Genomic DNA, 23,148 nt, shown 5'->3' on the forward strand with positions numbered 1-23,148 from the left:
ATTAACTAAAAAAGGAGAGTCGTATGGAATGCCTGGTCTGCGGGGTCGATGCTTTAAGAGTTGAGTCTGATCTTGATGGAACAGAACTGAGGTGCCCGGATTGTGGCCACTTCGGCGTTTCGGGGCTTCTGCTTTCAGTTCAGCAAGACCGCCGATTCGATGTTACGAAAACGAGGTGGTGGTTTGAGCGCCAGCGGCATGCTCATCCCGAGCGGATCCCGGTCATCACAGGTGCTTTTGTTTTCTGGGATGCCTGATCAGGCCGCGAGGCGTTGGTAAAGCTCGATGATGTCGGCGGCGTTGGCACTCTTTCTGGAAGGGCAGACCCATGCTTGGCTGGCCATGGATGAACTGGGGTTTCTTCTGTTGTGCGGACATAGGGGATCCCCACCGGCTGGCGTGATTCGAGTTTGTGGGCTATTGGTTGATGACTCGGCATGAGTCCGGAAGACAGGGGCTATTTATGAAAACGCTGATAGTTGATCACTCTTGGACCAAAATCATCGAGCGAGATGAGTTTGCCAGGGTCGCGCTGGCGGCAAAGATTGAGCAGATCGAAGAAATCGAAGCTGCCATTCGAGCGGTTGAAGGTGAAGAGGCAGCCCGCAATGCTCTGAATGATGGCTTGATAAAGCATGCATTAACGCGCTGCCTGGAGAACTTGCAGGGATCTGCATCCGTAACAGAGCAGGACTTCCGGGTCTGTTACGAGTTTGCGACAACCGCTGCGAAGAATGCAGAGCGATTCATTAACGAAGAGCTTTCGCACGTAGGATCGTGATCGCATCTGCGAATGCACGCCTTGGAGTTCGGCGCAGTAGTCGATGGCGCAGCTACAACTGCTCCTCTCCAACATCAATCCTGCGCAGCTCCATCACATCAATGGTGCTATCACGGTCGGTGATCTTCCAACATGGCAGGTCCAGGCTATTTCGAGCTGACGTGACGCGGCGAGGAAGTGCGCCGATGCTTCTGGGGCCGCGGCGTGGAGGCGGAGCAGCGTCGAATGGATGGCTTCGCGCCAATCGCCACTATCCGGACGTTGGCTGACTCAGCCGGCCGACGCGTGGTGGTGGACGAGCTCCTGCTTCAGGAGCGAGTCGAGGGTACAGACCTACGCTGAGCAGGCGCGTGGCCTGTACCCCTATCGACAGGGCTGATCAGGTAATGCTAGTGGTGCTGGCTGTGCTTCCGCCCCATTCGAGGAAACGGATCTTGTGCAACTCGCCCTCGCTGTCCTCGTAGACCAGAGTCACCGGTACCACGCCTGTCTTCTGGGACGTGTCGGTGCGTTGCAGCACCTTCTGCACATCGATTTCCATCCCGTAGTGGTAGTCCACGGCGGAGATGCTCGCACCGGGGTCTTGCTGGCCGCTCTGGGCGAATACACTTGGCGCGAGACTGGAAATCACCGCGCTGATAACTGAGGCCATTTGCATAAGGCTGTTCCTCTGTTTGAGTTCGCTTGCAGGGACTTAGTGACCGTCGGTGAGGGTGAAGTTCACTTCTCCGGACGAACGCCCCCTGTCTGGTGTTGCCGCAGCCGCTGCCAAGTGCCAGCAATCCCCCGTGGTTGAGGCTCTCGACCACCCGTCCGTTAAACCCTGGCTTGGTGCCGGATTTATCAAAGAGTTATTGGAATCAGGCTGAACGGACAACCTGCGTTGGGTCTTTAGAACCAGTCGGGTGAGACCGGTTCTATCCATGACTAACCCAGTGGAACGGCATCCGTTGAAGCGTGGCTCTTCACATCGGGATGGCTTTTCAACGTCAGGGCAGGCGTCGTCGAACTCTTTAGCGCACACAAAAAGGTCTGCGCGGTAGCGCTTAGTGACTTTGGAACGCTTTCAATCCTTGCTGCACGGCGGGCCTGGCTTCGATCGCGTCGAACCAGCGTGATAAGCGTGGAAGCGCTGCCCAATCCAGCCGGTCACGAATTGATGCCGTAATGGTGAAGGCCGAGATGTCCGCCATGGAAAACTGATCTCCGGCCATAAAGTCGTCGGTAAGAAACCGTTCTGCATAGACGAGTTGTTCAATGACGCGCAGATCGATGAGCGTGGCCGCATCATTTAATCCCGCTTGGCGCAGGAAGAATGCTGCATGGCTAGGCGCGATTACGTCCGTTACGAAAAAGAAGTAGCGATCAAACACTCTGTCGCGCTCTGGTCCAGGATGCGCTGGTGCGAGTCGGCCGGGAGCTTTGGCATCAGCGAACTGAATGATTGCGTTTGATTGGTTGATGACCAGTGGCGGTGTCGACGTATGGTCGACCAGGGTTGGGACTTTTCCCGCCGGATTAAGCGCCAGGTACGCCAGGTCGCGCTGCTCATTCGCTTGCAGATTCAGTCTCCGTGCTGTGTAGGGATAGCTGCTTCTTCCAAGGCTATTGCAGCCCTCAGACTGTTGCCGGTATTAGCGCCATACAGCTCTATTACGGTGTTCATCAGGCACTCCATTGGAAAGAATGAATGGCTATTCAGTGGGTGCTACTTGATCTGGATAGTGTAGAGCGCTTGTCCGTCTTGTTCTGTGTCAGCTTGAGCTTCCCGGAACGCTTACTTAAAAAATGGCGTATGCAAAGGTCATCAAGACCAAGCGCATACGCCCATAGTGATCACACCCCGAACGCTTGCCGGTTGGCACGTACGAAATCACCCACCGTTTGAGGCGCTTGTCCGGTGATTTCGCCAATAACCCCGTCCTCACCGCTAAAGATTCCGTTCTGGTAATCGATCGCGACCGCAAGGAAATGCTGGATCACAAACTCCGGCAGATCGTAGGTCTCCAGATGCTGGCGATACTCTTCTAGGGTCGAAGGGCTGTAGGTGATGGTGCGACCTGTGATGCCGCTGATTTCATCAGCAATCTCTTGATGGTTCATCTCGACAGGGCCGTAGAGCGGGTAGGTTTTCCCGATATGGCCAGACGGTTGCGTGAGAACGGCGGCGATCAGTCGCGCTTGATCTTCGGCAGCGATCGGTGCATGTCGTCCGCTACCGTATGGCAGCGTGATCTTGTTCTCCTTCACGATCTGATCAAGCACCCACGGAAAGATCAACCATTCAGAAAAGAATGTCGGGCGGATATGGACGGTGGGTACTCCAGACCAGTCGAGTACGCGCTCCGCGATCCAGTGGTCGCGCGCGGCGTGGCTCAATGAATCTTCCCGCGCGGAAATCTGCGACATTTCCACCACGACCTCGACCCCTGCTCGCCGGGCGGCATCCGCAAAATAGGCGGTCGCCTGAATGTAGCCAGGACGCACGGGGTAGCACAGATAGGCGCCTGTGACTCCCTCCATCGCACGAATGATGTCGTCATGTTCAAGAAGGTCACCCACAAATATTTCGGCGCCTTCACTCTTGAGTGCTGCACTGCGCTCGTCTTCCTGATGTACGAAAGCCCGAACCGCATGACCTCCGTTGAGAAGGTGGCGAATGGTGTAGACGCCAGTTTTTCCCGTAGCGCCGGTGACGAGGTATTTACGTTGCTGCATGGTGAATACTCCAAAGTAAAGGAACACACATTGCTCGCGCCAATATCACGTATCAGGCGTTACCCATTCACGAATGTTGCGCAGTAGTGCCATCTGGCAGCACCGCAGTCAGCTGTCGAAAGGAGCGTGATCAATCAGGTCGCACACATTCGGGCAATCGAACCCGTGCACGTGTCGACGTCCGACATCAGCGAGCCCAGTGCCAATCGCAGTGTGAGGTTTCTTCCTGGCCACTTCAGCGACCGCTTGGGTAAACGCGGCTTTCATTCCAAGACGGGGGTAGAGGGCCAGCGTATCCTCGACCAGCGATGGCGTGATTTCCTCCAGCCGTAATCCCATCACGTCGACATGGGCGCCCATGTAGATCAGGGCGATCTCTGGCTGTTTGCGGTCGGCGATGCCGGCGCTGGAGTGAAGTGCGATCGCATCCCAAACCAGCTCGGCTTTCGATTCCGAGTAGCCGTTTTCTAGCAGGAAGTGGCTGGCAGCGTCGGCGCCGTCGACCTCAAAACGCTGGTCGGCTGCAAATTCGTTTGTCAGCCCTAGGTCGTGCAGCAGCGCGGCGAGGTAAACCGCCTCGCGGTCGTATTTCAGGCCTCGCTGCTGGCCGAGGAATTCGGCAAACCACCACGTCCGGTGCACGTGGTGCAGGAGAGCTGTCGAGTGGACGCGTTCGACGAGGGCAGAGGCCTTGCGAGCGAGTTCAGAGTCTGGAGCGCTGAAGCCGCCTATGGTGACAGGTGTACTCATGTTTGCTTCCTGGAGATGAAGTTGGTTCGCAGTTCATTCTAAATAGGTGCGGTTGGCAGAATTGACTATTTACAGATGATTTGTGCCAATATGTGTGCCTGGTCAACGCGGGAGATCGCTGTGCGGAAAACGACGAAATCAAGCTTGCCCCTTATCGGCGGGGTGCAAAAACGGGTGGTAATTTTGGGTTTGCCGCCCGTGGATTCGCTTGATGTGATCGGTCCGGCGGAGGTGTTTGCCTATGCGAACAATCTGCATCGCGGCGACTCTGCTCCCTACGTACTTGAGCTCGTTTGCGCGGGCGCCAATGAGCACCTGGAGAGCAGCACCGGCATCGCGCTCATGGCGCACAAGACGCTTGAACAGGAGCGTCTTGAAAACAAGGCGATCGACACGTTGATCGTGACGTCGGGCTGGAAAGCCATGGATCAGCTGGATCAGACCGCCATCGAGTGGATCCGGACGCGAGCCAAGAGCGTCAGGCGTGTGTGCTCGATCTGTGTCGGCGCGTTCGCCTTGGCCGAGACAGGGCTATTGGATGGTCGTAAGGCAACGACCCACTGGCGGATGGCGCGTAGCCTGGCTGACCGCTATCCCAATGTGCAGGTAGATCCCGACCCGATTTGGGTCAAGGATGGCAACCTGTACACCTCGGCTGGCATATCGGCGGGAATCGATCTTGCGCTCGCATTGGTCAGCGAAGACCTGGGAGACGACATCGCTTTGGAGATCGCGAAGAACCTGGTCCTGTTTCTGCGACGTCCAGGCGGTCAGGCACAGTTCAGCGTCGCTCTCCAGTCGCAGCATGCGACCGGTTCGAACCTGGATGAGTTATGCGTATGGATCAGTGAGCATCTACATTCGGAGCTTACGGTCGAGATACTTGCAGACAAGCTCGCCACAAGTGTGAGGACCTTGATCCGCATGTTTCAGAGGGAATTCAAGACAACGCCTGCGAAGTACGTCGAGGACGTTCGGGTCGAAGCGGCCTGTCGGCAAATAGAGCTGGGAAGGCGGTCGATGGAGGAGGTTGCGCGCCGATGCGGCTACCACAGTGTCGACGTGCTCAGGAAAGCCTTCGTGCGACGCATGGGGGTGAGTCCAAAGGAGTATGCACAACGTTTCGCGCCAGTTAACGAGCCGGCTTAAGCATGCTCAATGGTCATGAGCGTACCTAAGTCGGCTGCTGATTCATTTGGTGACTCGAGTTCTTCATGCTCCCCGCGTTTCTGTCAGCCGGGGGACGCGCTACACCGATCAGCTGTCGGCGTGATCGGTCGCCTTGGCTTTGCTTTGAGCTACAGCGGCTTCAGCCTTCTGTTTCTGTGCAACCTGGAAGGCTTCCATCGAGACTTTCCGGGCTTTCTCCATGCGTGCGATGGTCCGGTCACCACCGCCACCTGTGGCCATAGCCAGAGAAGAAACGGTCAGAGCGGCGACGACGAAGAGAGCTTTCATGGATTTCATTTGTGTATCCTCAAGTGAAACTTTGTGAACTGCTAACAGCGGGTTTTATTGGCTAAAGCTGAACGTCCTTGTTCAACCTGGCTTCACCATCCAGCCAGGGCGGCGTTTCCTACTGTCCTGGTGCCTTGCTCCGTAGATTCTGCCGTGCTCTTGTTTTTGGCCCAGATGGTGAGCATCACCATCATCCCGAATCCACCGACGATGAGGACCGGATAGGCTGCCAGCAACTCCACCAACGAATATTTCCAGGCCAACGGACGACCAACACCCAGCATTGCGGCATAGAACCACGACACGCCAGAGAACGCCCCCGAGAACAGCGCCAGCATGCGCAGGCTGAAGGAGAGCTTGAGCAACGAACCGGCTTTTTTCAGCGCAGGCAATACCGCGCTATGCAACACGACGCCATTAATGGTCAGCAGTACAACTATGCCGATCTTGGCTTGAATTTTTGGGTTAAGGAAATACTCTATCCCCTTGCCGGCATAATCTATCCCGACGATAGCAACACCCGTAATCCAAAGAGCTACAAGGGCAAGCACTACGGTTTTTTGAAGACTTTCCATGTGCGCGTCATCATGCTGACCTGACGCATCCCCCTTCAGGAGTTGCTTGACCATTGCAATGTCACTGGTCAAAACCAGCCCGATTGCCACACAGCAGGCAATAAGGTGGACATATACAACTCCCAAACGCAAAAACTCCACGGTCGACGAAGAAAGCATACTAAGTTCCATGGTTACCTCTTTGTTATAACGGTGGATCAACCTGGCTCTCAGCACGGCATAATTGGAGTTTGCCGTTGATGATTGCAGTTAAGATCCAGCAATTAATATTAATTAATCTTGCGGTATTACGCTGCCAGGACAATAGCGATTTTCGCGAATGAACTTTTAATCATTCGATCATGTCCATTTTCAGGTAATAAAAAACATCATTCGCACTTAGTGCATATGAGGTTTAACTTCCGCTTCTGGGGGGCAGGCGAGGCCCAGATCCCTATCGGCGAGCGGATCAGGCAATGCTGGTGGGGGCGGCGGGGCTTGCACCCCATTCGAGGAAACGGATCTTGTGAACCTCGCCCTCGCTGTCTTCGTAGACCAGGGTCACCGGTACCACGCCGGTCTTGTCGGATGTATCGGTGCGCTGCAGTACCCGTTTCACATCGATGTCCATCCCGTAGTGGTATTCGACGGCAGAGACATGCGCGCCGGGTTCTTGCAGGCTGTTCTGGTCGAAGACACTTGGTGCGAGACTGGAAATCACGGCACTGACAATTGTGGTCATGCTCATAAGGTTGTACCTCCACTTAAGTTCGCTTGACTAGGACCTAATGTGACACGTGGTGAAAGGGAAGTTCACTTCACCGCGACGAACGCACCGATCTGAGTCGCCTGTAGTGGCTTCAGGCTCCCGGCAATTCCCCGTGCTTGACGCCTCTCGACCATTCGTCCATTAAACGCCGTATTTGTTGGGCCAAACGCCTTTTTGGATGTGGTCATAACATGTCATGACAGATTTTCGCGCAAGGTTTCACGCGGTGGCTGTGACGGTACATGGACCGAAAACACCTGCTATCGGGCCAGGGGAGAGATATCGGGTATTGGCCGATTTGCAGCCTGTCGTGAAGGGCTGCAGCTGTGTGGTTGCAGGCGTGTTCACCTACAGTCTGGCAGGCCACGTTTTCAGTCTGGGTTATCAACATCTGAGTGGCTCAAGCGACTTTCCGTTTGGCAATCAGGGGGACGGAGCAAGTCACGGACCGGCAAACTGGAGCACGTTTCCAGAAGGCGGGAGAGCGAACCTGGGTGGCTCAGCATGTCTTCGATTTCGCCGCATTGGGTGTACCGGGCTTGACGACTCAACTGGCCTGTCAGCGCGCTGCCCATATCAAAACGGCACAGGGTGAGCAGCATGAATGGCAGCGCAATTTCCCGGTATCCTGCGTTGTTCAGACTGGGCTGCTGAAAAACGTCGGGGTTTCCTGGCGCAATGCCTCGCTCCCCACAATAGGTAGGCAATCAGGCGAGGTCCACGGTTTCCACAGTGATTTGCGCAATCGCGTGAAACGGTGCGAGCGCAGCTTCATCGGCAGTAGCACAAGTAATCAATCGCCATTCGCGTTCGATAGGCGTCCAATGCTGCTGCCGCGCCCGCCCCAGTTTGTCGGTGTCGGCGAGAACGACGATCTGCGCAGCCCGCTTGATGATGCATTCCTTGAGATAAGCCTGCTGCGCACTCGCCTCGCACAAGCCGAATTCCGCGACGACGCCGTCTGCGCCGAGGAAGGCTTTGTCCACGCTCAGGCGGCTCAACGTCAGCTCGGCCAATGGCCCCAAGGTGCTCATGCTCGAGCCGCGCAAATCACCGCCGATCAAGGTCAGGCGCACGCCCGGCGCGTTGGCCAGGGTCATTACGGCGAGCAGGTTGTTAGTCACCACGTGCACGTCCTGGCGCGAGCACAGATGATGAGCCAATGCGGCGCAAGTGGTGCCGCCGTCGAGCAGGACGGTGTCGCCGTCCTGGACGTGGGCAGCCGCTGCAAGGGCGATGGCGTCTTTCTGTTCCCACTGGCTGGTTTTGCGCTCTTCCAGCGAGGCTTCCGGTTCATGGACGCCCACCACAGCGGTGGCGCCGCCGTAGGTGCGGACCAGGTGCCGCTGCTTGGCGAGCATGGTCAGGTCGCGCCGCACGGTCGCCTCCGATACGCCGAGGGCCGCGCTCAATTGCTCGACGTTGGCATCGCCGATGCGTACGAGATCGAGGATGGCGCGGTGGCGTTCGGACACTTTCATGGCGGGTCTCGTTGGTTGGGCGGTGGTCGATCTTACACGACAGTGCCGCTGCACCTCATCCCCGTCGTGTGGCCAGCTCCGCGCCCTGGCGCAGTGCTTCGAGCAGGCTGCGCTCATCGGCGATGCCCTTGCCGGCGATGTCGAAGGCGGTGCCGTGATCGACCGAGGTGCGGATCACTTCAAGGCCGACGGTCACGTTCACCCCGGCTTCGAGCCCCAGTACTTTGACGGGACCGTGGCCCTGGTCGTGATACATCGCCACCACTAGATCGAAGTCGCCACGCCCGGCGCGGAAGAACAGGGTGTCGGCCGGCAACGGGCCGGTCACGTCGAGGCCGCGTTCCTGCAGCAACTTCACCGCCGGGATGATTTTTTCTTCCTCTTCGCCATAACCGAACAGGCCGTTTTCACCGGCATGCGGGTTGATCCCGCACACGCCAATCCGGGGACGGGCGATGCCTGCCTTGATCAGTGTGGCGTTGCCGCGTTCGATAGTGCGCTGGACCAGGCCCGGTTCGATCTTGCGGATTGCATCGATGATGCCGATGTGGGTCGTGACGTGAATCACCCGCAGCTGCGGTGCGACCAGCATCATCGACACTTCGTCGACGTGGGTCAGGTGCGCGAGCATTTCGGTGTGGCCGGGGTACTTGTGGCCGCCGGCGTGCAGCGCTTCCTTGTTCAGCGGCGCGGTGCAGATCGCATCGATCTGTTTGGCCTCGGCCAGTTCCACAGCGCGGGCGATGTATTGATAAGCGGCGTCACCGGCAATGGGTGACAGCTCGCCAAACGGCAGGTCATCGGGGATCAGGTCGAGGTCGATGCAATCGATGGTGCCGGCCTCGTACAAAGCCTGGGAGGCGTCTTCGATACGGCGCACTTTGGCGCTGCCGCCGACGATCACGTTGGCCTGCTCCAGACGCCGCGCATCGCCGATCACCAATGGCCGGCATTGTTGGTAGACGATGTCGTGGGTCAGGCTCTTGACGATGATTTCCGGGCCGACACCTGAGGCATCGCCCATGGTGATGCCGATGATGGGGAGGTAGTTGCTCATAGTGTTCATTGGAGTCCTTGGATTCGTGTACGTTGGGGCGGGGAGCGATCGGCGCGTTCGCTCAAGTGCTGCCATGCCGCATACAAGGCGTGGTCAGTGCCGAATGCACCTGCCTTGGTAACAATGCCGGGACGATGCCCTTGCCGGGAAACGGTGGGGCGCGCGAAAGCCACGCCGGCTTCGATTTCCGTGAGCAATTGCAGGCTGTCGATGCCGACGGTGGTCAATATGGCCCGCGCCGTCTCGCCGCCCGTGGCAATCAGGCCGCCGATCTTGGCGAAGTGTGGTTCTACCAGCACGGCCAACCGGGTTGAGAGTTGAGCGCCCTCCTGGGGATCGAACGCCTCATCGCGACCAATGCGCAGCAGCAGGTCGCTCCAGCCGTCCAGCCGCTCGCCGATGCGCGCTTGCCACAGCGCCCAATCGACGTGCGTCGTGCCTTGGCGAAGGACTTCGGGCGGGACAACCAGTTCGCTGACCCCGCCGCGCTCCTTGAGCAGTGCGCATTGCCGTTCGCAGACACCTGAAAGGCTGCCGACCATGATCAGAATCGGTGCCTGACTTTTTTCCAGCGCTGTGGGTTCGATAGCCGTGAAGCGTGCTTCGGAAAAATCCGCAAGACTGGCGATTTCCCGCGCCAGCCCACCCGAGCCGATCCAGAACAGCGGCTGTTCCATCGACGCGGTCAGGCGAGCGATCGTCAGCAGGTCGTCTTCGGTTTGTGCATCGACGATCAGCGCCTGGGTACCCTTGCTCGCCACTTCAGCGATGTGACGCACGAGTGCTTCTTCATTACCGCGCAAGGTGTCGAGATCAAGCTTGGCGGTACTCAGGCCAGCGGCCACCAGCATCGCCTCGACATCCGCCGGACGATCGGCGTTTTCGAGCTTCCAGGTGTCGGTGGTTTCCAGCGGCTGGCCGTTGACGAACACCCGGCCACCTCGCAACGTGCGCCCGGTTGCAGGAAACGCCGGGGCGACGATGGCCAGACCCGCCAGCGGTTGCAGGGCGGCAACTTCCGCCGCCCAGTTGCCGCGCAAGGTCGAATCGATTTTCTTGTACAGCCGCTGACCGGGACGCTGCAGCGCCTTGTACGCAGCGACTGTGCGTTCGGCGGCTTGCGTCGGGGACAGGCGCCGTGTGTCCGTATCGGCGGCAATCACCTGGGCGTCAGCCTTGTCATGCAAAGGCTCGAGCGTGACGACCGTTTGCATCCCCGCGCTGGCAAAGCCGATGGCACAATCCGCCGCGCCGGACAGATCGTCTGCGATGATCAGAATGCTCATCGCAGGGCTTCCTGCTTTTGCGGTTGGAGGTCCGACTCGGGGATGACCACGGGATTGCGCAGTTGCACGCGTTTGGCCACCGCTGCAGTGAGTAACGGTGCGAGGATCGCGGTGACCACAACGCAGGCAGCCACCAGAATTGTCGCGCTCTTGGCCGCTTCGGCGTACACCGGATTCGCCGCTGCGATCAACGCCGGAACGGCGGCGGCATTGCCCGCGGTGGTGGCTGCCGCCACGCCGGCAACACCGGTGCCGCCGGTCAAACGATCGGCGAAAAACAGCGGAATGCCGGTCAGCACGACCACCGCGACACCCATGCCAAGACCCAGCAGACCAGCCTGCCAGACGTTATGCAGGTCGAGGCTGGCACCCAGTGCGAGGGCGAAGAACGGGATCATCACCGGCACGGCCTTGGCCAGGAAGTCGCGCATGTCGCGGTCGAGGTTGCCCAGCAGCATGCCCAGGGCCAACGGCAGGATGCTGCCCACCAGCGTCGGCCAGGGGAAGGCTGACAAGCCGGCAATGCCGAGGGTAACCATGGTCAGAAAAGGCCCGGACTCCAGCGACATCACCGAATAGGCGCCGACGTCTTCGGAGCGGCCGTACTGCCCCATCAACGCCATGTACAAGCCGCCGTTGGTGTCGTTCATTGCGGCGACCACCGCCAGCGTGGAGATACCGGCGAAAAGCCCGGAGGATACCGGCTGCTCACCCAGGAAGTGGCCAAGCACGATGCCGATGAGCACGGCAATGCCGACTTTGGTGATGAGCAGCGTGCCGCCCTTTTTGAGCAGGTAAGGCGTGGCCTTGATATTGATGCTCGCGCCCATGCACACGTAGAACACCGCCAGAATGGGCAGCGCGCCGGTGAACAGCGCATTGGTGAATGATCCGAAAAATTTGGGCGTGTCAGGCAGGAATGTCGCCACGAGTGAGCCGATCAGCAGAGGCACGATCATCATGCCGCCGGGGATGCGTTCAATGGTGCGCTTGATAGGAATCTGGGCCACGAGGGTCTCCTTTTATAATTGTTTGGCAAGACGTGTTTCACCTCGAAACTGACTGAATCGATCATCGGGTGATTGATTCAGTCAAGTTGATCTTAGGTCAACAACTTAATCTGCGCAATTCAATCATTCAAATGATCGTTTCGCTCATTTCTGACTGGCATGCGCCAGGGCTGATTTTCCAGGAAGAGGTATTACGCCGACCAGTTTCCGGTTACCAGGGCGATGTTCAGGTTTGCACTGCGCTAATTTCGCCGGTGGTCGTGGAGTTATTCCGGACAGCCTGATACAGCAGGCTGGACACCATGAACCCGAGAATGGCCAACAGACTCATCAAACTGAAGACGTAGTTGTAACCTTGCTGGCCGGGGAAATGGTCGAGGATTGCGCCATAGATGACGTAAGCGAACATGCCCGGTGCGTAGCCGATCAGGCAGCCGATACCGAAGGCTGAACCGGTGATGTGCTGGGGGATGCCGACTTCACCCATGGGCGCCCAGAACACGCCGCGCATGGAGAACACGATGAGTGCAAAGGACAGCGTGGCGGCCATGCCCGCGTAGATGAAACTCGGGTTTTTCGGGATGAGCATGACGACGCCCATGAGCGGCAGCAAAGCCAGGAATGCCCATTTCAGATAGCGGCTGGTGCTCTTGAACTGCTTGTCGGCAATGAAGCCACCGGCAGGGCCGCCCAGGATCTTGAGAAAGTACTGATTGATGATGCCGTAAGCGCCCACCAGTGCCACAGGCAGTTCGTACATGTCCTTGAGGTAGGGAATGAAGTAGGTCAGGCCGCAGTACACGATGTAGACCATGAACACGTTGAGGCTGACCAGCCAGATACCCGGGACCTTGATGGCCTCGAGCAGGTTCGACAAACCGTTCTTCGGCTTGGCAATCGACTGCGCGGTGCCGCCCTTGAGCAGAAACCAGGTCAGGATTCCGGCAAGAATGTCGATGACCGAATAAAACAGGATCGCCGATTTCAGGCCGGCCTCACCGGAGCCCATGGCGACGAAGACACCCAAAGCAGAAAAGGCGACCAGAGTATCAATAACACCACGCCCGCCTTCCAGAAGACCGAACAACCGCCCCTGTTCCTGGTCGTCACCCAGATTGCGGATGGCCTTGAGCAGCGAGGGCCAGAAGATGCAATCGGCGCAGACGGCCAACAGGCTGAACACGATCAGCAGATTGCTGAAGGGCGGGAAGGTCGCCAGGTAGAGCCCGAGACTGCCGGTGCCGAGCAGACCGATGGGAATCAGCTTGCGTGTGTCGAAACGGTCTGCGAGCAGACCGCCTACGACAAACAGCACGGTGGCGACAATGGCGTTGGCGCTCAGCAGCAGGCCGATTTCAGTATGGGTTAATCCCATGAATTCTTGCATGGGCACATAGAAGGCGTCCTTGAGGCTCGACAGTTTGTAAATGGTGCCCCCACCGAGGATGAGAATCAGGAATCTGAGCCATTTGGCCTTGTCACGAGTTGTCATTATTGTTCTCCAGGCGTAATCGGGTAAGCAGTACCGGTTGTCACGTCACGTTCAGGCGTTTGCGCCGTTGTCCAGGGTCAACTCGGCCAAGGTTCGGAGCTCGGCCAGCAGGCTTCGTACATAGGCGACCTGGTTGTTTGCCCAACGGTGTTCATCGGCCAACATTCGCTCAAGCGAATAGCCGCCAGGCAGCGCCGTTGCACTCATTTCCCGGTACGCAATGAACGGGTCGGCGGCCTCAAGGGTCTGGCGGAACGCCGGGGCGACGTAATGATTTTCCTGCTCAAGGATGAACGCGATCACTTGCGGGGTTGATTCGCCGAGCATCAACAGTTCGAACACCATGCGTGCGTTGGGCAGATCGTCTTCGTCACAGCCCTGCAGCACGCCGTAATGGCCGAATCCGTTTTGCTCGGGGACGATACGCACACCCTTGAGGTGGGTCTGGCGTATGTGCGGCGCCAGGGTACGGAGCGCCTGCAGGGGCTGTTCGCAGGCATTGATCATGTTGCCGAAGTCGAACAAGGCATGCAGTCGGGGGTGGTTGAGCCGGTTCAGCAGTTGCGCGATCTCGGCGCTCTTGAGTTCCTCATGCTGCTCGAAGTCGAAGAACAGGTCGTGCTCGTCTGCCTGCTGCGCGAGGTAATGCAGGTCTGACTCGATCACCTCCATGACCTGCGACAGCGTCCCCTCGTAGCGTGAGTACACGCGGATGTTGCGAACCCCCAGGGCCCTGGCAATGGCGATCACCTGATCGACATCTTTTTTCAGTGTGCTGCTGATTTCCAGGTGCACATCCAGCCCCAGTGCATTGGCCTTGTCAGCAAACGCCTGAAGTTGCGCGGGCGTCATTTGACTCAGGCTGTTTTCCTCGCCGTCGAGCAAGTGCAGGCTCAGACCCTGCAGCTCGTGGCGATAGGCGAAGTCCAGCAGGTCGCCAGGTGTGACACGGCCATGGGTGAGGTTGGTCAGCAAAGGGTAGGCATGAGCAAACAAGCGCAGTTGCCCAAGTCGGTCGAGCAGCCGGCGGGCCAGTGCTTCAGTCAGTGCGGGAGGTGCCCCGGCCTCGCCAGCCTTGTGGCTGAGCAAGGCATTGAATCGTTCCTGGATCTTATTGTTCATTCGAGTTATTCCTGGTTCAGACGCCGGGTCTACCGGCGCAGCCTTTATCGCGCCAGTCAGGAACTCTCGATAGATCCATTATCAGTTAAATCACAAGACCACTTGCCTTGCTTCAAGTGGCCTGCTGCAGGTACCCCATTTTGCTCAAGGCCTGGGCAAGTGCTTCGACGCGCTCCTCGGCCTGGTCCTCAGGTGTGCCGGCAAAACCGATCAGTAGAGCAGGTGGCAGGACATGCTCAAGGCAGTAGTCGCTCAGGGCATAGGTGTGAATATTATGCCTGGCCAGTTCCTTGGCGATGGCGTCGTCATCAAGCTTGGGTGGCAGCCAGGCGATCAGGTGCATGCCGGCTTCCACCGGGGTGATCTTGAAGAAACCGCCCAGCCGTTGCTGCAGTTGTTTGACCAGTGCTTGCTGGCGAGTCTGGTACAGCGCACGCATGCGACGAATATGGCCCAGAAAGTGGCCTTCGCCCATGAAGTCTGCTGTCACGGCCTGCAGCAGTGTGGGCGGGCTGCGATCCATGACCGCCCGCAGGGTGCAGAAGGGTTCGATCAAGGCGTGCGGCAGTATCACGTAACCCAGTCGTAGCGAGGGGAAGAGCACTTTGCTGAACGTTCCGACGTAGATCACCCGGGCCCATTGGTCCATGGCATAGAGTGCAGGCAGGGGGCGGCCGTTGTAGCGAAATTCACTGTCGCAGTCGTCCTCGATGATCCAGCTTTGGTTGCGCGCGGCCCAGTCGATGAGTTCCTGGCGCCGCGCATAACTCATGGTGACGCCCAAGGGATGCTGGCGAGAAGGCGTGGTAAACACCAGGCGGGCGTCAGGGCACTGAGCCAGGCCTTGCTGGATATCGATCCCCTGTTCGTCGATACGCAACGGGACCACCAGACCACCCTGGGCCTGGAGCGCGATTCGCGCCGCGATATGCCCCGGATCCTCCATCCACACGCTGTCCTGTGGATTGAGCAACAGCATGCCCAGCAGGTTAAAGGCTTGCTGGGCGCCGGAAACGATGACCACCTGCTCGGCACTGCAGTCGATGCCACGGGCATCAAAGACGTATTCAGCAATCGCCTTGCGCAGGGCCAGCAATCCTTGCAGTTCGCCATAGCCGAGCATGGCCTTGGTCGGCTTGTGCAGATGGCGGTTCATCAGGCGCTTCCAGATATGCTGCGGGAACGCGTCGTAAGCGCTGTGGCTTGGCAGGAATGAGGTGGGGCTCCCGGCGACCCAGCCAGCATAGGAGACCCCGCGGAAATGAATGCTGCGCAGCGACAGCATGGACTGGCTCAGATTGGACAGGCGAGGCGGCTGGCGCTGCCGCTCATCGTCGGCAATACCACGGCTTTCCCACTCATTGCCGACATAGGTACCGGCCCCGGTACGCGAGGCCAGAAAGCCTTCGGCAATCAGTTGATCAAAGGCATTGAGAATAGTGATCCGCGACAGCGCAAGCTCTTTGCTCAAGGTCCGGGTCGACGGCAGGCGCACGCCCCCTTGAATTCTTCCACTGAGAATCTGTTTGCGAATCTGCAAATAGAGTTGGCGGTACAGGGGGATGGAGCTGGCACGGTCCAGCTCAATACCCGACAGCAGCAAACCTGCGGGGGATTTCATTACATGCTCGTCTGGATGGAGTGTGGTTTGACCTGGAACACCGTCAGGTACCGAGGTGCGCAAGGGTATCGAGAGGTACTGGATAAGTCATCCACCTCAGGCGTTGATACAGCGCACACCACCCGGGTAGCTGTCACGAAATGAAAAGCCATTGTCGTCTGATGAGAAGCGGCTTGCCGGACTGCGTCCTACAGTCCAATCAGCGCAAATCGACGCTGCACGCCAATCTTGCAGACTGGAGAATAAGAAAACATGGCCAAAGCCATACGCTTCTACGAAACAGGTGGTCCCGAAGTCCTCCGTTATGAGGAGGTCGAAGTTGGCGAACCCGGTCCAGGCCAGGTTCGTCTTCGTCATGTGGCGGTCGGCCTGAACTATGCCGACACCTACTTTCGCAATGGCACCTACCCGATCCCGATGCCCAACGGCATGGGGGTTGAAGCCTGCGGTGTGGTCCAGGCCATCGGCGAGGGGGTTACCAGCGTACGCGTGGGTGATCGCGTTACCTACACCGGTTTTCTCAATACATTGGGTGCCTACAGCACCGAGCGTCTGATCCCGGCCGCACCGTTGATCAAGCTTCCGGAAACCATCAGTTTCGAGACCGCCGCGGCTATGACCATGCGCGGCCTGACGTCGGCGTACCTGATGCGGCGCATTTACGATTTCAAGGCCGGCGACAGCATTCTGCTGCACGCCGCCGCCGGTGGTGTGGGCCTGATCGTTTCGCAGTGGGCCAAACTGCTCGGCCTGACCGTCATCGGCACCGTGTCCACCGAGGTCAAGGGCGAAATCGCCCGGGCCCATGGCTGCGACCATGTCATCAACTACAGCCATGAAGACGTCGCCCAGCGCGTTCGCGAATTGACTGACGGCGTCGGTGTCAACGTGGTGTTCGACAGCGTCGGCAAGAATACCTTCATGGGCTCCCTGGATTCGCTCAAGCGCCGCGGCCTGATGGTCTGCGTCGGCACCGCATCCGGCCCGATCCCGGCCTTCGATCCGGTACAGCTGGCGATCAAGGGCTCGTTGTTCATGACCCGCCCGGCCCTGGCCGACTACATCGCCGACCCGGCGGAAAAAGCCGCCCTGGCGGGCGAGTTGTTCGACCACGTCGGCAGCGGTCGAATCAAGATCGAGATTAACCAGCACTATGCGTTGCAGGATGCCGCGCAGGCTCATCGCGACCTGGAGTCACGCAAGACCACGGGCTCATCGATTTTCGTCATTTAAGGGAGCCGCCTGCCATGAAAGTCGAACAATTGACCTGCAGCATTGGCGCGGAACTGGTCGGCGTCAACCTTGCCGATGCGGTCCATGACGACGGTCTTTTTGCCGAGATTCGTGCTCAGCTGCTCAAGCATCGGGTGGTGTTCCTGCGTAACCAGGACATCAGTCGCGTCGAGCACGTGGCGTTCGCCCGTCGTTTTGGCGAGCTGGAGGATCATCCGGTGGCCGGCAGCGACCCGGGGCATCCGGGGCTGGTGCGCATCTACAAGAGCCCGGACCAGTCGATGGACCGCTACGAGAACGCCTGGCACACCGATGCTACCTGGCGGGAGGCCCCGCCGATGGGCTGCGTGCTGCGCTGCGTGGAATGTCCACCAGTGGGGGGCGACACCATGTGGGCAAACATGGTGGAAGCCTACGCGCGCTTGCCTGATGAGGTGAAGGCGAAGATCTCCGATCTGCGAGCCCGCCACAGCATCGAGTCGAGCTTCGGTGCCGCCATGCCGATCGATAAGCGTCTGGCGCTTAAGGCGATGTACCCGGATGCCGAGCACCCGGTGGTGCGCACCCACCCGGAAACCTTGGAAAAGGTGCTGTTCGTCAACGCCTTTACCACCCACTTCAGCAACTACCACACCCCCGGGCGGGTACGCTTCGGCCAGGACGCCAACCCTGGTGCGGGTGAGCTCCTGCGCTACCTGATCAGCCAGGCGTACATCCCGGAATATCAGGTGCGTTGGCGCTGGAAGCCCAACAGTATCGCGATCTGGGACAACCGCAGTACCCAGCATTACGCCGTGATGGATTACCCGCCGTGCCATCGCAAGATGGAACGAGCCGGCATCATCGGCGACAAGACTTACTGATCAGTCGTTTCTGCATTCGCACTCGTACACACGTCCCCCGGCAACGTCCGGAGTGGGCGGACAATGATAATAAAAGGAGTAACTCATGCAATTTTTTGACGATTCCCTGCACCCGGAAAACATGGAAAAGGTGGTGATCACCGTCGCTCCGTACGGGCCTGAGTGGATGCCGGAAGACTTCCCCGAAGACATCCCCCTGACCATGGATGAGCAGGTGCAGAAGGCGGTCGATTGTTATGAGGCAGGTGCCACCGTATTGCACCTGCACGTGCGCGAACTGGACGGCAAAGGCTCCAAGCGCCTGTCCAAGTTCAACGAATTGATCGCCGGTGTGCGTGAAGCCGTGCCGGACATGATCATCCAGGTCGGTGGCTCGATTTCCTTCGCGCCCGAAAGCGATGGCGAAGCCGCCAAGTGGCTGTCTGACGATACTCGCCACATGCTGGCTGAGCTGACGCCAAAACCGGATCAGGTCACGGTGGCCATCAACACCACGCAGATGAACATCATGGAGCTGCTCTATCCGGAATACCTGGAGGGCACGTCCCTGGCTAACCCGGCCTATCAGGCCGCCTACAGCGAGATGACCGTGCCGGCAGGTCCTGCCTGGGTCGCGGAGCACCTGCGTCGCCTGATGGCTGCCGGCGTCCAGCCGCATTTCCAGCTGACCGGGATGCACGCCCTGGAGACACTTGAGCGCCTGGTGCGCAAGGGCGTCTACATGGGGCCGTTAAACCTGACCTGGATTGGCATCGGCGGTGGCTTCGATGGCCCTAATCCGTTCAACTTCTTCAACTTCGTCCACCGCGCGCCGGATGGCTGCACCGTGACCGCCGAATCGCTGTTGAAGAACGTGCTGCCGTTCAATGTCATGGCGCTGTCCATGGGGATGCATCCACGGGTGGGCATTGAAGACACGATTATCAATCACAAAGGCGAGCGTTTCAGCTCTGTGCAGCAGATCGAGCAAACCGTGCGCGTAGCCCATGAGCTGGGTCGCGCAATCGCCACCGGCAAAGAAGCGCGTGAGATCTACCGCATCGGTGTGCAGTACCAGAGTATCGAAGAAACCCTGTTGGCCAACGGTATGGCCCCCAACCGCAAGGCTGGCCAGAAGGGTGTGCCGCAACGCGGCTGAGGGGTAGCCGGGGCGAGAGGTCGACGGCCTCTCGCTCGCTGTATTGCAACAAGCTCGATAACAACAAATAAAACAAAGTTTCGAGGAGGCTGCATGGCCTATCACCCAAGCGTCGCAGACGATGACGACTCAAGTGCTGTCGGTGTTGCGCGCAAATATGCCTGGATCGTCTTTGCACTGACGTTCGGCTTGTTGATTTCCGATTACATGTCGCGCCAGGTGCTGAACGCGGTGTTCCCGATGCTCAAGGGCGAGTGGGCCCTGAGCGACGGCCAGCTCGGCCTGCTCAGTGGCATTGTCGCCTTGATGGTCGGCTTGCTGACATTTCCCCTGTCGTTGATGGCTGATCGCTTCGGTCGGGTAAAGAGCCTGGCGCTGATGGCTCTACTGTGGAGTATGGCCACTCTAGGCTGCGCGTTGGCGCAGGACTACCAGCAGATGTTTATTGCCCGCTTCATGGTGGGTGTCGGCGAGGCGGCCTATGGCAGCGTCGGCATCGCGGTGGTGATTTCGGTCTTTCCCAAACACCTGCGCGCAACGCTTGCCAGTGCCTTCATGGCGGGCGGCATGTTCGGATCGGTATTAGGCATGGCCTTGGGCGGTGTAATAGCTGCCAGGTTGGGCTGGCGCTGGTCGTTCGCCGGCATGGCGCTGTTTGGCCTGCTGCTGGCTGTGCTTTACCCGATCATCGTCAAGGAAGCGCGCATCGCCCCGCAACGCGCCGCCCAAGTTGCGAACAAGGCAGCCGCAGCGGTCAAGCGTCCGCTAAGCACGCTGTGTTCCAGCCGTTCGGTGATCGCGGCCTATATCGGCAGCGGCTTGCAACTGTTTGTCGGTGGCACCGTGATTGTGTGGATGCCCAGTTACCTCAATCGTTATTACGACATGGGAACGGACAAGGCGGGCGGTGTCGCGGCAATCATCGTGCTGTGCAGCGGGGCAGGGATGATTCTGTGCGGCATGCTCAGCGACCGACTGTGTCGCCACTCGCCGGAGCGAAAGGTCGCCCTGGCCATCGCGTTTTGCCTGGGCAGTTGCCTGCTGCTGTCGGCGGCGTTCGCCTTGCCGGCGGGGCCTGCGCAACTGTTGCTGATCTGCCTGGGAATGCTGATTGCCGCCGGCACCACCGGACCTGCCGGGGCGATGGTTGCCAACCTGACCCATTATTCAGTCCACGGCACGGCCTTTGCCACGCTGACCCTAGCCAACAACATGCTCGGATTGGCCCCGGGGCCGTTCATCACCGGCAAGGTGTCCGATGTAATCGGCTTGCAGGCCACCTTTCAGTTGGTGCCATTGGTCAGCATCGCGGCAGCGGCCGTGTTCTTTTATGCCAAGTGTCATTACCACAAGGATATTGCCCGGCTTAAGGGCGAGCGTGTCAACGATTCAGTTAGCCAAGCGGTGTTAGAGGTGAAGTTGTGAGTGGTCGTTTACGTATTGATGTGTTCTTCGATTTCATCTGCCCCTGGTGCCTGATCGGCAAGCGCCAACTGGAGCGCGCGCAGGATCTTTTGCGCATCCAGCAACCGGGTGTGGACATCACCACGGTGTGGCACGGGGTGCAGCTGTTGCCACAACTGCCGGTACAGGGTGAGCCCTTTGTCGAGTTTTATCGCAAACGCCTGGGCAGTGCCGAAGCGGTAAGCATGCGCCAGGCCCAGGTGCAGCAGGCCGCGATGGCGGTGGGGGTGCCCATCGACCTGAGCCGCATCGTCACCATGCCCAATACCGCTGATGCCCATCGTTTGCTGGAACGTGCCACTGTGCTGGGCAGTACGGCACAGCGTGATGTCTTGCTTGAACGTCTGTTCGCCGCCTACTTCCAGTACGGCGAGGACTTGGGTTGTCATGAGACCTTGATCGCCATCGCCCAGGCGTGTGGCTTCGACGCTGATGCCATGGCCTCCGTTCTGCAAGGTGACGGCGATCCTTACGTCGGCAACGAGGCAGGAGCTGGCAGCGGTGTGCCGTGCTTTCAATTCGACCGTCGCCTGACGGTGGTAGGCGCGCAGCCTGCCGAGGAACTGCTTGGCGCCATGGGCGAAGCCTTGCTCGATAGCCATCGCGCGCGGCTACCGGCATGAGTCGGCGTGTACCCGTGCCTGCCGGAAAACTCCCGCGGGCGGGAGGCCGTGCGCTGGTTGAATTCGAGGGAAAAAGCCTGGTGTTGTTCAACGTCGAGGGTGAACTGTTTGCCATCGACGACAGTTGCCCGCATCAGGGCGCCTCGCTGTGTGGCGGGCGCCTTGAGGGGAGGGTGATCCAGTGCTGCGCCCATGGCCTGCGCTTCGATCTGCGCAGCGGCTACTTGCTCAATTCAACCCAGGTCAAAGTCGCCAACTACCCGGTCGAGATCGTCGACGGCCAGGCATTCATCGTCATTGTTTCTGAGGAGTCCGTGCCATGAGCACCATCGCTCTCACCCGTGTCCATAGCCGAACGCGCGAATTGGCGCCGGGTTTCATCGTCAGTCTGATTGTGGCGGCGGCAGCCTCCTTTTTGTCCGAGCATTATGGTGCGCCGGTGATGCTGTTCGCCTTGCTGCTGGGCATGGCGCTCAACTTCCTGGCCAGTGATGGCGCGTGCAAGGCCGGCATCGAGTTCACGGCACGCACCGTGTTGCGCATTGGCGTGGCGCTGCTGGGCATGCGCATCACACTGGAGCAGATTGCCGCTCTTGGCTGGAAGCCAGTGGCCCTGGTGGTGATTCTGGTGGTGGTGACGATTGGCGTTTCGGTGGTCGCGGCCAAGGCGCTGGGTTTTCAGCGTTTGTTCGGCATGCTCACCGGTGGGGCAACCGCGATCTGTGGCGCCTCGGCGGCGCTGGCGCTAGCGGCGGCGTTGCCCAATCATCCGCAGAAAGAGCGTGCCACGCTGTTCACCGTCATTGGAGTGTCGGCACTGTCGACCACGGCGATGATCCTGTATCCGATGATTGCCAACTGGCTGTCGTTGTCACCACAAATGGCAGGGATGTTCCTCGGCGGCACCATCCACGATGTCGCTCAGGTGGTCGGTGCCGGTTACAGCCTGTCGACCGAAACCGGTGATATAGCCACGGTGGTCAAGCTGATGCGGGTCGCCATGCTGCTGCCGGTGATCCTCTGCGCCACCATGATCACCCGTATGCAGGGCGCCGACACGGCGGGCAAACGACCGCCGCTGCTACCGTGGTTCGCCGTCGGTTTTCTGATTCTGGCCTGTATCAACAGCACCGGTTGGGTCGCTCCAGTGGTACAGGGCTCGGTCAACGAACTGTCGCGCTGGTGCCTGGTGGTTTCCATCAGCGCCTTGGGAATGAAGACTCAACTCAAGGAGCTGGCCGCAGTCGGCATCAAGCCCATCCTGCTGATGGTGGGGGAGACGGTGTTCCTTGTCGTGCTGGTGCTGCTGTTGCTGCACTGGGGGTTCTAAGCCCGTTAAGCAATTTCAGGTCCAGCCTATTCCCAGTAGCAGCTGGCGTAGCCTGCGTTCGGCCGCGCAGCGGTCGTGAATTCAAACGATAGGGTGCTTCAGGAAAACCGCGCACTCAGTTTTTACGACTGCTACGCAGCCGAACGCAGGCTTCGCCAGCTGCTACGGAGGGCTGCACTGCATTGGTTCCTCGGCGCAGTAATGCTCTGGGCCGGTATCACAAACACGGGTTTTTCCGCGGCGACTTGTCGTGCTGGTGCTGCTGTTGCTGCACTGGGGGTTCTAAGCCCGTTAAGCAATTTCAGGTCCAGCCTATTCCCCGTAGCAGCTGGCGTAGCCTGCGTTCGGCCGCGCAGCGGTCGTGAATTCAAACGATAGGGTGCTTCAGGAAAACCGCG

At 59.1% G+C, this 23,148-nt stretch carries 23 protein-coding genes and 2 pseudogenes; 11 read left to right on the forward strand and 14 right to left on the reverse strand.

Going from position 1 to position 23,148, the window contains the following annotated elements:
• The first annotated feature begins 23 nt into the window (after positions 1 to 23).
• Both AC07VR_RS15715 and AC07VR_RS15720 read left to right on the forward strand, forming a co-directional pair.
• A complete protein-coding gene (locus AC07VR_RS15715; protein ID WP_494994741.1) occupies positions 24 to 257 on the forward strand; it encodes a hypothetical protein in 234 nt (77 codons plus the stop codon).
• A gap of 206 nt (positions 258 to 463) precedes the next feature.
• Positions 464 to 781 (forward strand): hypothetical protein, encoded by a 318-nt coding sequence (locus tag AC07VR_RS15720; protein WP_495011745.1) that lies wholly within the window; start codon positions 464 to 466, stop codon positions 779 to 781.
• A 379-nt stretch (positions 782 to 1,160) separates the two neighbouring features.
• On the opposite strand, the gene AC07VR_RS15725 is transcribed toward AC07VR_RS15720, so the two are convergent.
• The 4 genes and pseudogenes from AC07VR_RS15725 to AC07VR_RS15740 form a co-directional block, all read right to left on the reverse strand.
• On the reverse strand, positions 1,161 to 1,439 hold the full coding sequence (locus tag AC07VR_RS15725; protein ID WP_495011746.1) for a DUF2790 domain-containing protein: 279 nt from the start codon (positions 1,437 to 1,439) through the stop codon (positions 1,161 to 1,163).
• Positions 1,440 to 1,827: 388 nt separating this feature from the next.
• Positions 1,828 to 2,447, reverse strand: a pseudogene (locus AC07VR_RS15730) (glutathione S-transferase family protein).
• Between the two features lie 170 nt (positions 2,448 to 2,617).
• Entirely contained in the window at positions 2,618 to 3,499 is an 882-nt protein-coding gene (locus AC07VR_RS15735; RefSeq protein ID WP_494994745.1) for an NmrA family NAD(P)-binding protein, read from the reverse strand.
• 108 nt (positions 3,500 to 3,607) lie between these two features.
• Entirely contained in the window at positions 3,608 to 4,249 is a 642-nt protein-coding gene (locus tag AC07VR_RS15740; RefSeq protein WP_494994746.1) for an HD domain-containing protein, read from the reverse strand.
• A 75-nt stretch (positions 4,250 to 4,324) separates the two neighbouring features.
• Here AC07VR_RS15740 and AC07VR_RS15745 point away from each other — a divergent pair, with 75 nt between their 5' ends.
• The gene (locus tag AC07VR_RS15745; RefSeq protein WP_494994747.1) at positions 4,325 to 5,398 is read left to right on the forward strand and encodes a GlxA family transcriptional regulator; all 1,074 of its coding nucleotides are present in this window, start codon (positions 4,325 to 4,327) and stop codon (positions 5,396 to 5,398) included.
• Between the two features lie 108 nt (positions 5,399 to 5,506).
• On the opposite strand, the gene AC07VR_RS15750 is transcribed toward AC07VR_RS15745, so the two are convergent.
• The 3 genes from AC07VR_RS15750 to AC07VR_RS15760 all read right to left on the reverse strand — a co-directional run bounded on the left by AC07VR_RS15750 (position 5,507) and on the right by AC07VR_RS15760 (position 7,009).
• Positions 5,507 to 5,716, reverse strand: a complete 210-nt coding sequence (locus AC07VR_RS15750) for a co-regulatory protein PtrA N-terminal domain-containing protein (RefSeq protein ID WP_494994748.1) — start codon at positions 5,714 to 5,716, stop codon at positions 5,507 to 5,509.
• 83 nt (positions 5,717 to 5,799) lie between these two features.
• On the reverse strand, positions 5,800 to 6,453 hold the full coding sequence (locus AC07VR_RS15755; RefSeq protein ID WP_495011747.1) for a hypothetical protein: 654 nt from the start codon (positions 6,451 to 6,453) through the stop codon (positions 5,800 to 5,802).
• A gap of 277 nt (positions 6,454 to 6,730) precedes the next feature.
• Positions 6,731 to 7,009, reverse strand: coding sequence for a DUF2790 domain-containing protein (locus AC07VR_RS15760; RefSeq protein ID WP_494994750.1), 279 nt, complete (start codon positions 7,007 to 7,009; stop codon positions 6,731 to 6,733).
• 416 nt (positions 7,010 to 7,425) lie between these two features.
• Here AC07VR_RS15760 and AC07VR_RS15765 point away from each other — a divergent pair.
• Positions 7,426 to 7,707 (forward strand): annotated as a pseudogene (locus AC07VR_RS15765) (OprD family outer membrane porin); the annotation flags it as partial.
• Between the two features lie 30 nt (positions 7,708 to 7,737).
• On the opposite strand, the gene AC07VR_RS15770 reads toward AC07VR_RS15765, so the two are convergent.
• From AC07VR_RS15770 to pdxR, 7 genes are all read right to left on the reverse strand, one after another.
• On the reverse strand, positions 7,738 to 8,511 hold the full coding sequence (locus tag AC07VR_RS15770; protein WP_429371950.1) for a DeoR/GlpR family DNA-binding transcription regulator: 774 nt from the start codon (positions 8,509 to 8,511) through the stop codon (positions 7,738 to 7,740).
• A 55-nt stretch (positions 8,512 to 8,566) separates the two neighbouring features.
• Complete coding sequence (gene pdxA / locus AC07VR_RS15775; RefSeq protein WP_413422343.1) at positions 8,567 to 9,568, reverse strand: 4-hydroxythreonine-4-phosphate dehydrogenase PdxA; 1,002 nt, start codon at positions 9,566 to 9,568, stop codon at positions 8,567 to 8,569.
• A 5-nt stretch (positions 9,569 to 9,573) separates the two neighbouring features.
• Positions 9,574 to 10,854, reverse strand: coding sequence for a four-carbon acid sugar kinase family protein (locus AC07VR_RS15780; protein WP_495011748.1), 1,281 nt, complete (start codon positions 10,852 to 10,854; stop codon positions 9,574 to 9,576).
• Entirely contained in the window at positions 10,851 to 11,864 is a 1,014-nt protein-coding gene (locus AC07VR_RS15785; RefSeq protein WP_495011749.1) for a 2-keto-3-deoxygluconate permease, read from the reverse strand. Before AC07VR_RS15785 ends, AC07VR_RS15780 begins: the two co-directional genes overlap by 4 nt.
• Before the next feature lie 226 nt (positions 11,865 to 12,090).
• A complete protein-coding gene (locus AC07VR_RS15790; RefSeq protein ID WP_495011750.1) occupies positions 12,091 to 13,356 on the reverse strand; it encodes an MFS transporter in 1,266 nt (421 codons plus the stop codon).
• A gap of 51 nt (positions 13,357 to 13,407) precedes the next feature.
• Positions 13,408 to 14,478 (reverse strand): sugar phosphate isomerase/epimerase family protein, encoded by a 1,071-nt coding sequence (locus tag AC07VR_RS15795; protein ID WP_495011751.1) that lies wholly within the window; start codon positions 14,476 to 14,478, stop codon positions 13,408 to 13,410.
• A gap of 112 nt (positions 14,479 to 14,590) precedes the next feature.
• On the reverse strand, positions 14,591 to 16,099 hold the full coding sequence (pdxR, locus tag AC07VR_RS15800; RefSeq protein ID WP_495011752.1) for a MocR-like pyridoxine biosynthesis transcription factor PdxR: 1,509 nt from the start codon (positions 16,097 to 16,099) through the stop codon (positions 14,591 to 14,593).
• A gap of 252 nt (positions 16,100 to 16,351) precedes the next feature.
• Between pdxR and AC07VR_RS15805 the strand changes: the two genes are divergently transcribed.
• The 7 genes from AC07VR_RS15805 to AC07VR_RS15835 all read left to right on the forward strand — a co-directional run bounded on the left by AC07VR_RS15805 (position 16,352) and on the right by AC07VR_RS15835 (position 22,750).
• Entirely contained in the window at positions 16,352 to 17,332 is a 981-nt protein-coding gene (locus AC07VR_RS15805) for a quinone oxidoreductase family protein (protein WP_495011753.1), read from the forward strand.
• A gap of 14 nt (positions 17,333 to 17,346) precedes the next feature.
• On the forward strand, positions 17,347 to 18,195 hold the full coding sequence (locus tag AC07VR_RS15810; protein ID WP_495011754.1) for a TauD/TfdA dioxygenase family protein: 849 nt from the start codon (positions 17,347 to 17,349) through the stop codon (positions 18,193 to 18,195).
• A gap of 85 nt (positions 18,196 to 18,280) precedes the next feature.
• Positions 18,281 to 19,333, forward strand: a complete 1,053-nt coding sequence (locus AC07VR_RS15815) for a beta-keto acid cleavage family enzyme (RefSeq protein WP_494994758.1) — start codon at positions 18,281 to 18,283, stop codon at positions 19,331 to 19,333.
• A 93-nt stretch (positions 19,334 to 19,426) separates the two neighbouring features.
• On the forward strand, positions 19,427 to 20,758 hold the full coding sequence (locus AC07VR_RS15820) for an MFS transporter (RefSeq protein WP_495011755.1): 1,332 nt from the start codon (positions 19,427 to 19,429) through the stop codon (positions 20,756 to 20,758).
• Positions 20,755 to 21,420, forward strand: a complete 666-nt coding sequence (locus AC07VR_RS15825) for a DsbA family oxidoreductase (RefSeq protein ID WP_495011756.1) — start codon at positions 20,755 to 20,757, stop codon at positions 21,418 to 21,420. Before AC07VR_RS15820 ends, AC07VR_RS15825 begins: the two co-directional genes overlap by 4 nt.
• Positions 21,417 to 21,743 carry a Rieske (2Fe-2S) protein gene (locus tag AC07VR_RS15830; RefSeq protein WP_495011757.1) on the forward strand — a complete coding sequence of 109 codons (327 nt, stop codon included), beginning with the start codon at positions 21,417 to 21,419 and terminating at the stop codon, positions 21,741 to 21,743. Before AC07VR_RS15825 ends, AC07VR_RS15830 begins: the two co-directional genes overlap by 4 nt.
• A complete protein-coding gene (locus AC07VR_RS15835) occupies positions 21,740 to 22,750 on the forward strand; it encodes a YeiH family protein (protein WP_495011758.1) in 1,011 nt (336 codons plus the stop codon). The genes AC07VR_RS15830 and AC07VR_RS15835 overlap by 4 nt, the downstream gene beginning before the upstream one ends.
• Positions 22,751 to 23,148: the final 398 nt, after the last annotated feature.

This window comes from Pseudomonas sp. GW821-FHT02H09, assembly GCF_059421425.1.

Bases quoted from the DNA above. Each gene is read 5' to 3' on its own strand.
- AC07VR_RS15835 (WP_495011758.1), top strand. From the start codon at position 21,740: ATGAGCACCATCGCTCTCACCCGTGTCCATAGCCGAACGCGCGAATTG.
- AC07VR_RS15760 (WP_494994750.1), bottom strand. From the start codon at position 7,009: ATGAGCATGACCACAATTGTCAGTGCCGTGATTTCCAGTCTCGCACCA.
- AC07VR_RS15735 (WP_494994745.1), bottom strand. From the start codon at position 3,499: ATGCAGCAACGTAAATACCTCGTCACCGGCGCTACGGGAAAAACTGGC.
- AC07VR_RS15770 (WP_429371950.1), bottom strand. From the start codon at position 8,511: ATGAAAGTGTCCGAACGCCACCGCGCCATCCTCGATCTCGTACGCATC.
- AC07VR_RS15750 (WP_494994748.1), bottom strand. From the start codon at position 5,716: ATGAAATCCATGAAAGCTCTCTTCGTCGTCGCCGCTCTGACCGTTTCT.
- AC07VR_RS15725 (WP_495011746.1), bottom strand. From the start codon at position 1,439: ATGCAAATGGCCTCAGTTATCAGCGCGGTGATTTCCAGTCTCGCGCCA.
- AC07VR_RS15715 (WP_494994741.1), top strand. From the start codon at position 24: ATGGAATGCCTGGTCTGCGGGGTCGATGCTTTAAGAGTTGAGTCTGAT.
- AC07VR_RS15745 (WP_494994747.1), top strand. From the start codon at position 4,325: ATGATTTGTGCCAATATGTGTGCCTGGTCAACGCGGGAGATCGCTGTG.
- AC07VR_RS15815 (WP_494994758.1), top strand. From the start codon at position 18,281: ATGCAATTTTTTGACGATTCCCTGCACCCGGAAAACATGGAAAAGGTG.
- AC07VR_RS15755 (WP_495011747.1), bottom strand. From the start codon at position 6,453: ATGGAACTTAGTATGCTTTCTTCGTCGACCGTGGAGTTTTTGCGTTTG.
- AC07VR_RS15780 (WP_495011748.1), bottom strand. From the start codon at position 10,854: ATGAGCATTCTGATCATCGCAGACGATCTGTCCGGCGCGGCGGATTGT.
- AC07VR_RS15830 (WP_495011757.1), top strand. From the start codon at position 21,417: ATGAGTCGGCGTGTACCCGTGCCTGCCGGAAAACTCCCGCGGGCGGGA.
- AC07VR_RS15790 (WP_495011750.1), bottom strand. From the start codon at position 13,356: ATGACAACTCGTGACAAGGCCAAATGGCTCAGATTCCTGATTCTCATC.
- pdxA (WP_413422343.1), bottom strand. From the start codon at position 9,568: ATGAGCAACTACCTCCCCATCATCGGCATCACCATGGGCGATGCCTCA.
- pdxR (WP_495011752.1), bottom strand. From the start codon at position 16,099: ATGAAATCCCCCGCAGGTTTGCTGCTGTCGGGTATTGAGCTGGACCGT.
- AC07VR_RS15720 (WP_495011745.1), top strand. From the start codon at position 464: ATGAAAACGCTGATAGTTGATCACTCTTGGACCAAAATCATCGAGCGA.
- AC07VR_RS15795 (WP_495011751.1), bottom strand. From the start codon at position 14,478: ATGAACAATAAGATCCAGGAACGATTCAATGCCTTGCTCAGCCACAAG.
- AC07VR_RS15810 (WP_495011754.1), top strand. From the start codon at position 17,347: ATGAAAGTCGAACAATTGACCTGCAGCATTGGCGCGGAACTGGTCGGC.
- AC07VR_RS15805 (WP_495011753.1), top strand. From the start codon at position 16,352: ATGGCCAAAGCCATACGCTTCTACGAAACAGGTGGTCCCGAAGTCCTC.
- AC07VR_RS15820 (WP_495011755.1), top strand. From the start codon at position 19,427: ATGGCCTATCACCCAAGCGTCGCAGACGATGACGACTCAAGTGCTGTC.
- AC07VR_RS15740 (WP_494994746.1), bottom strand. From the start codon at position 4,249: ATGAGTACACCTGTCACCATAGGCGGCTTCAGCGCTCCAGACTCTGAA.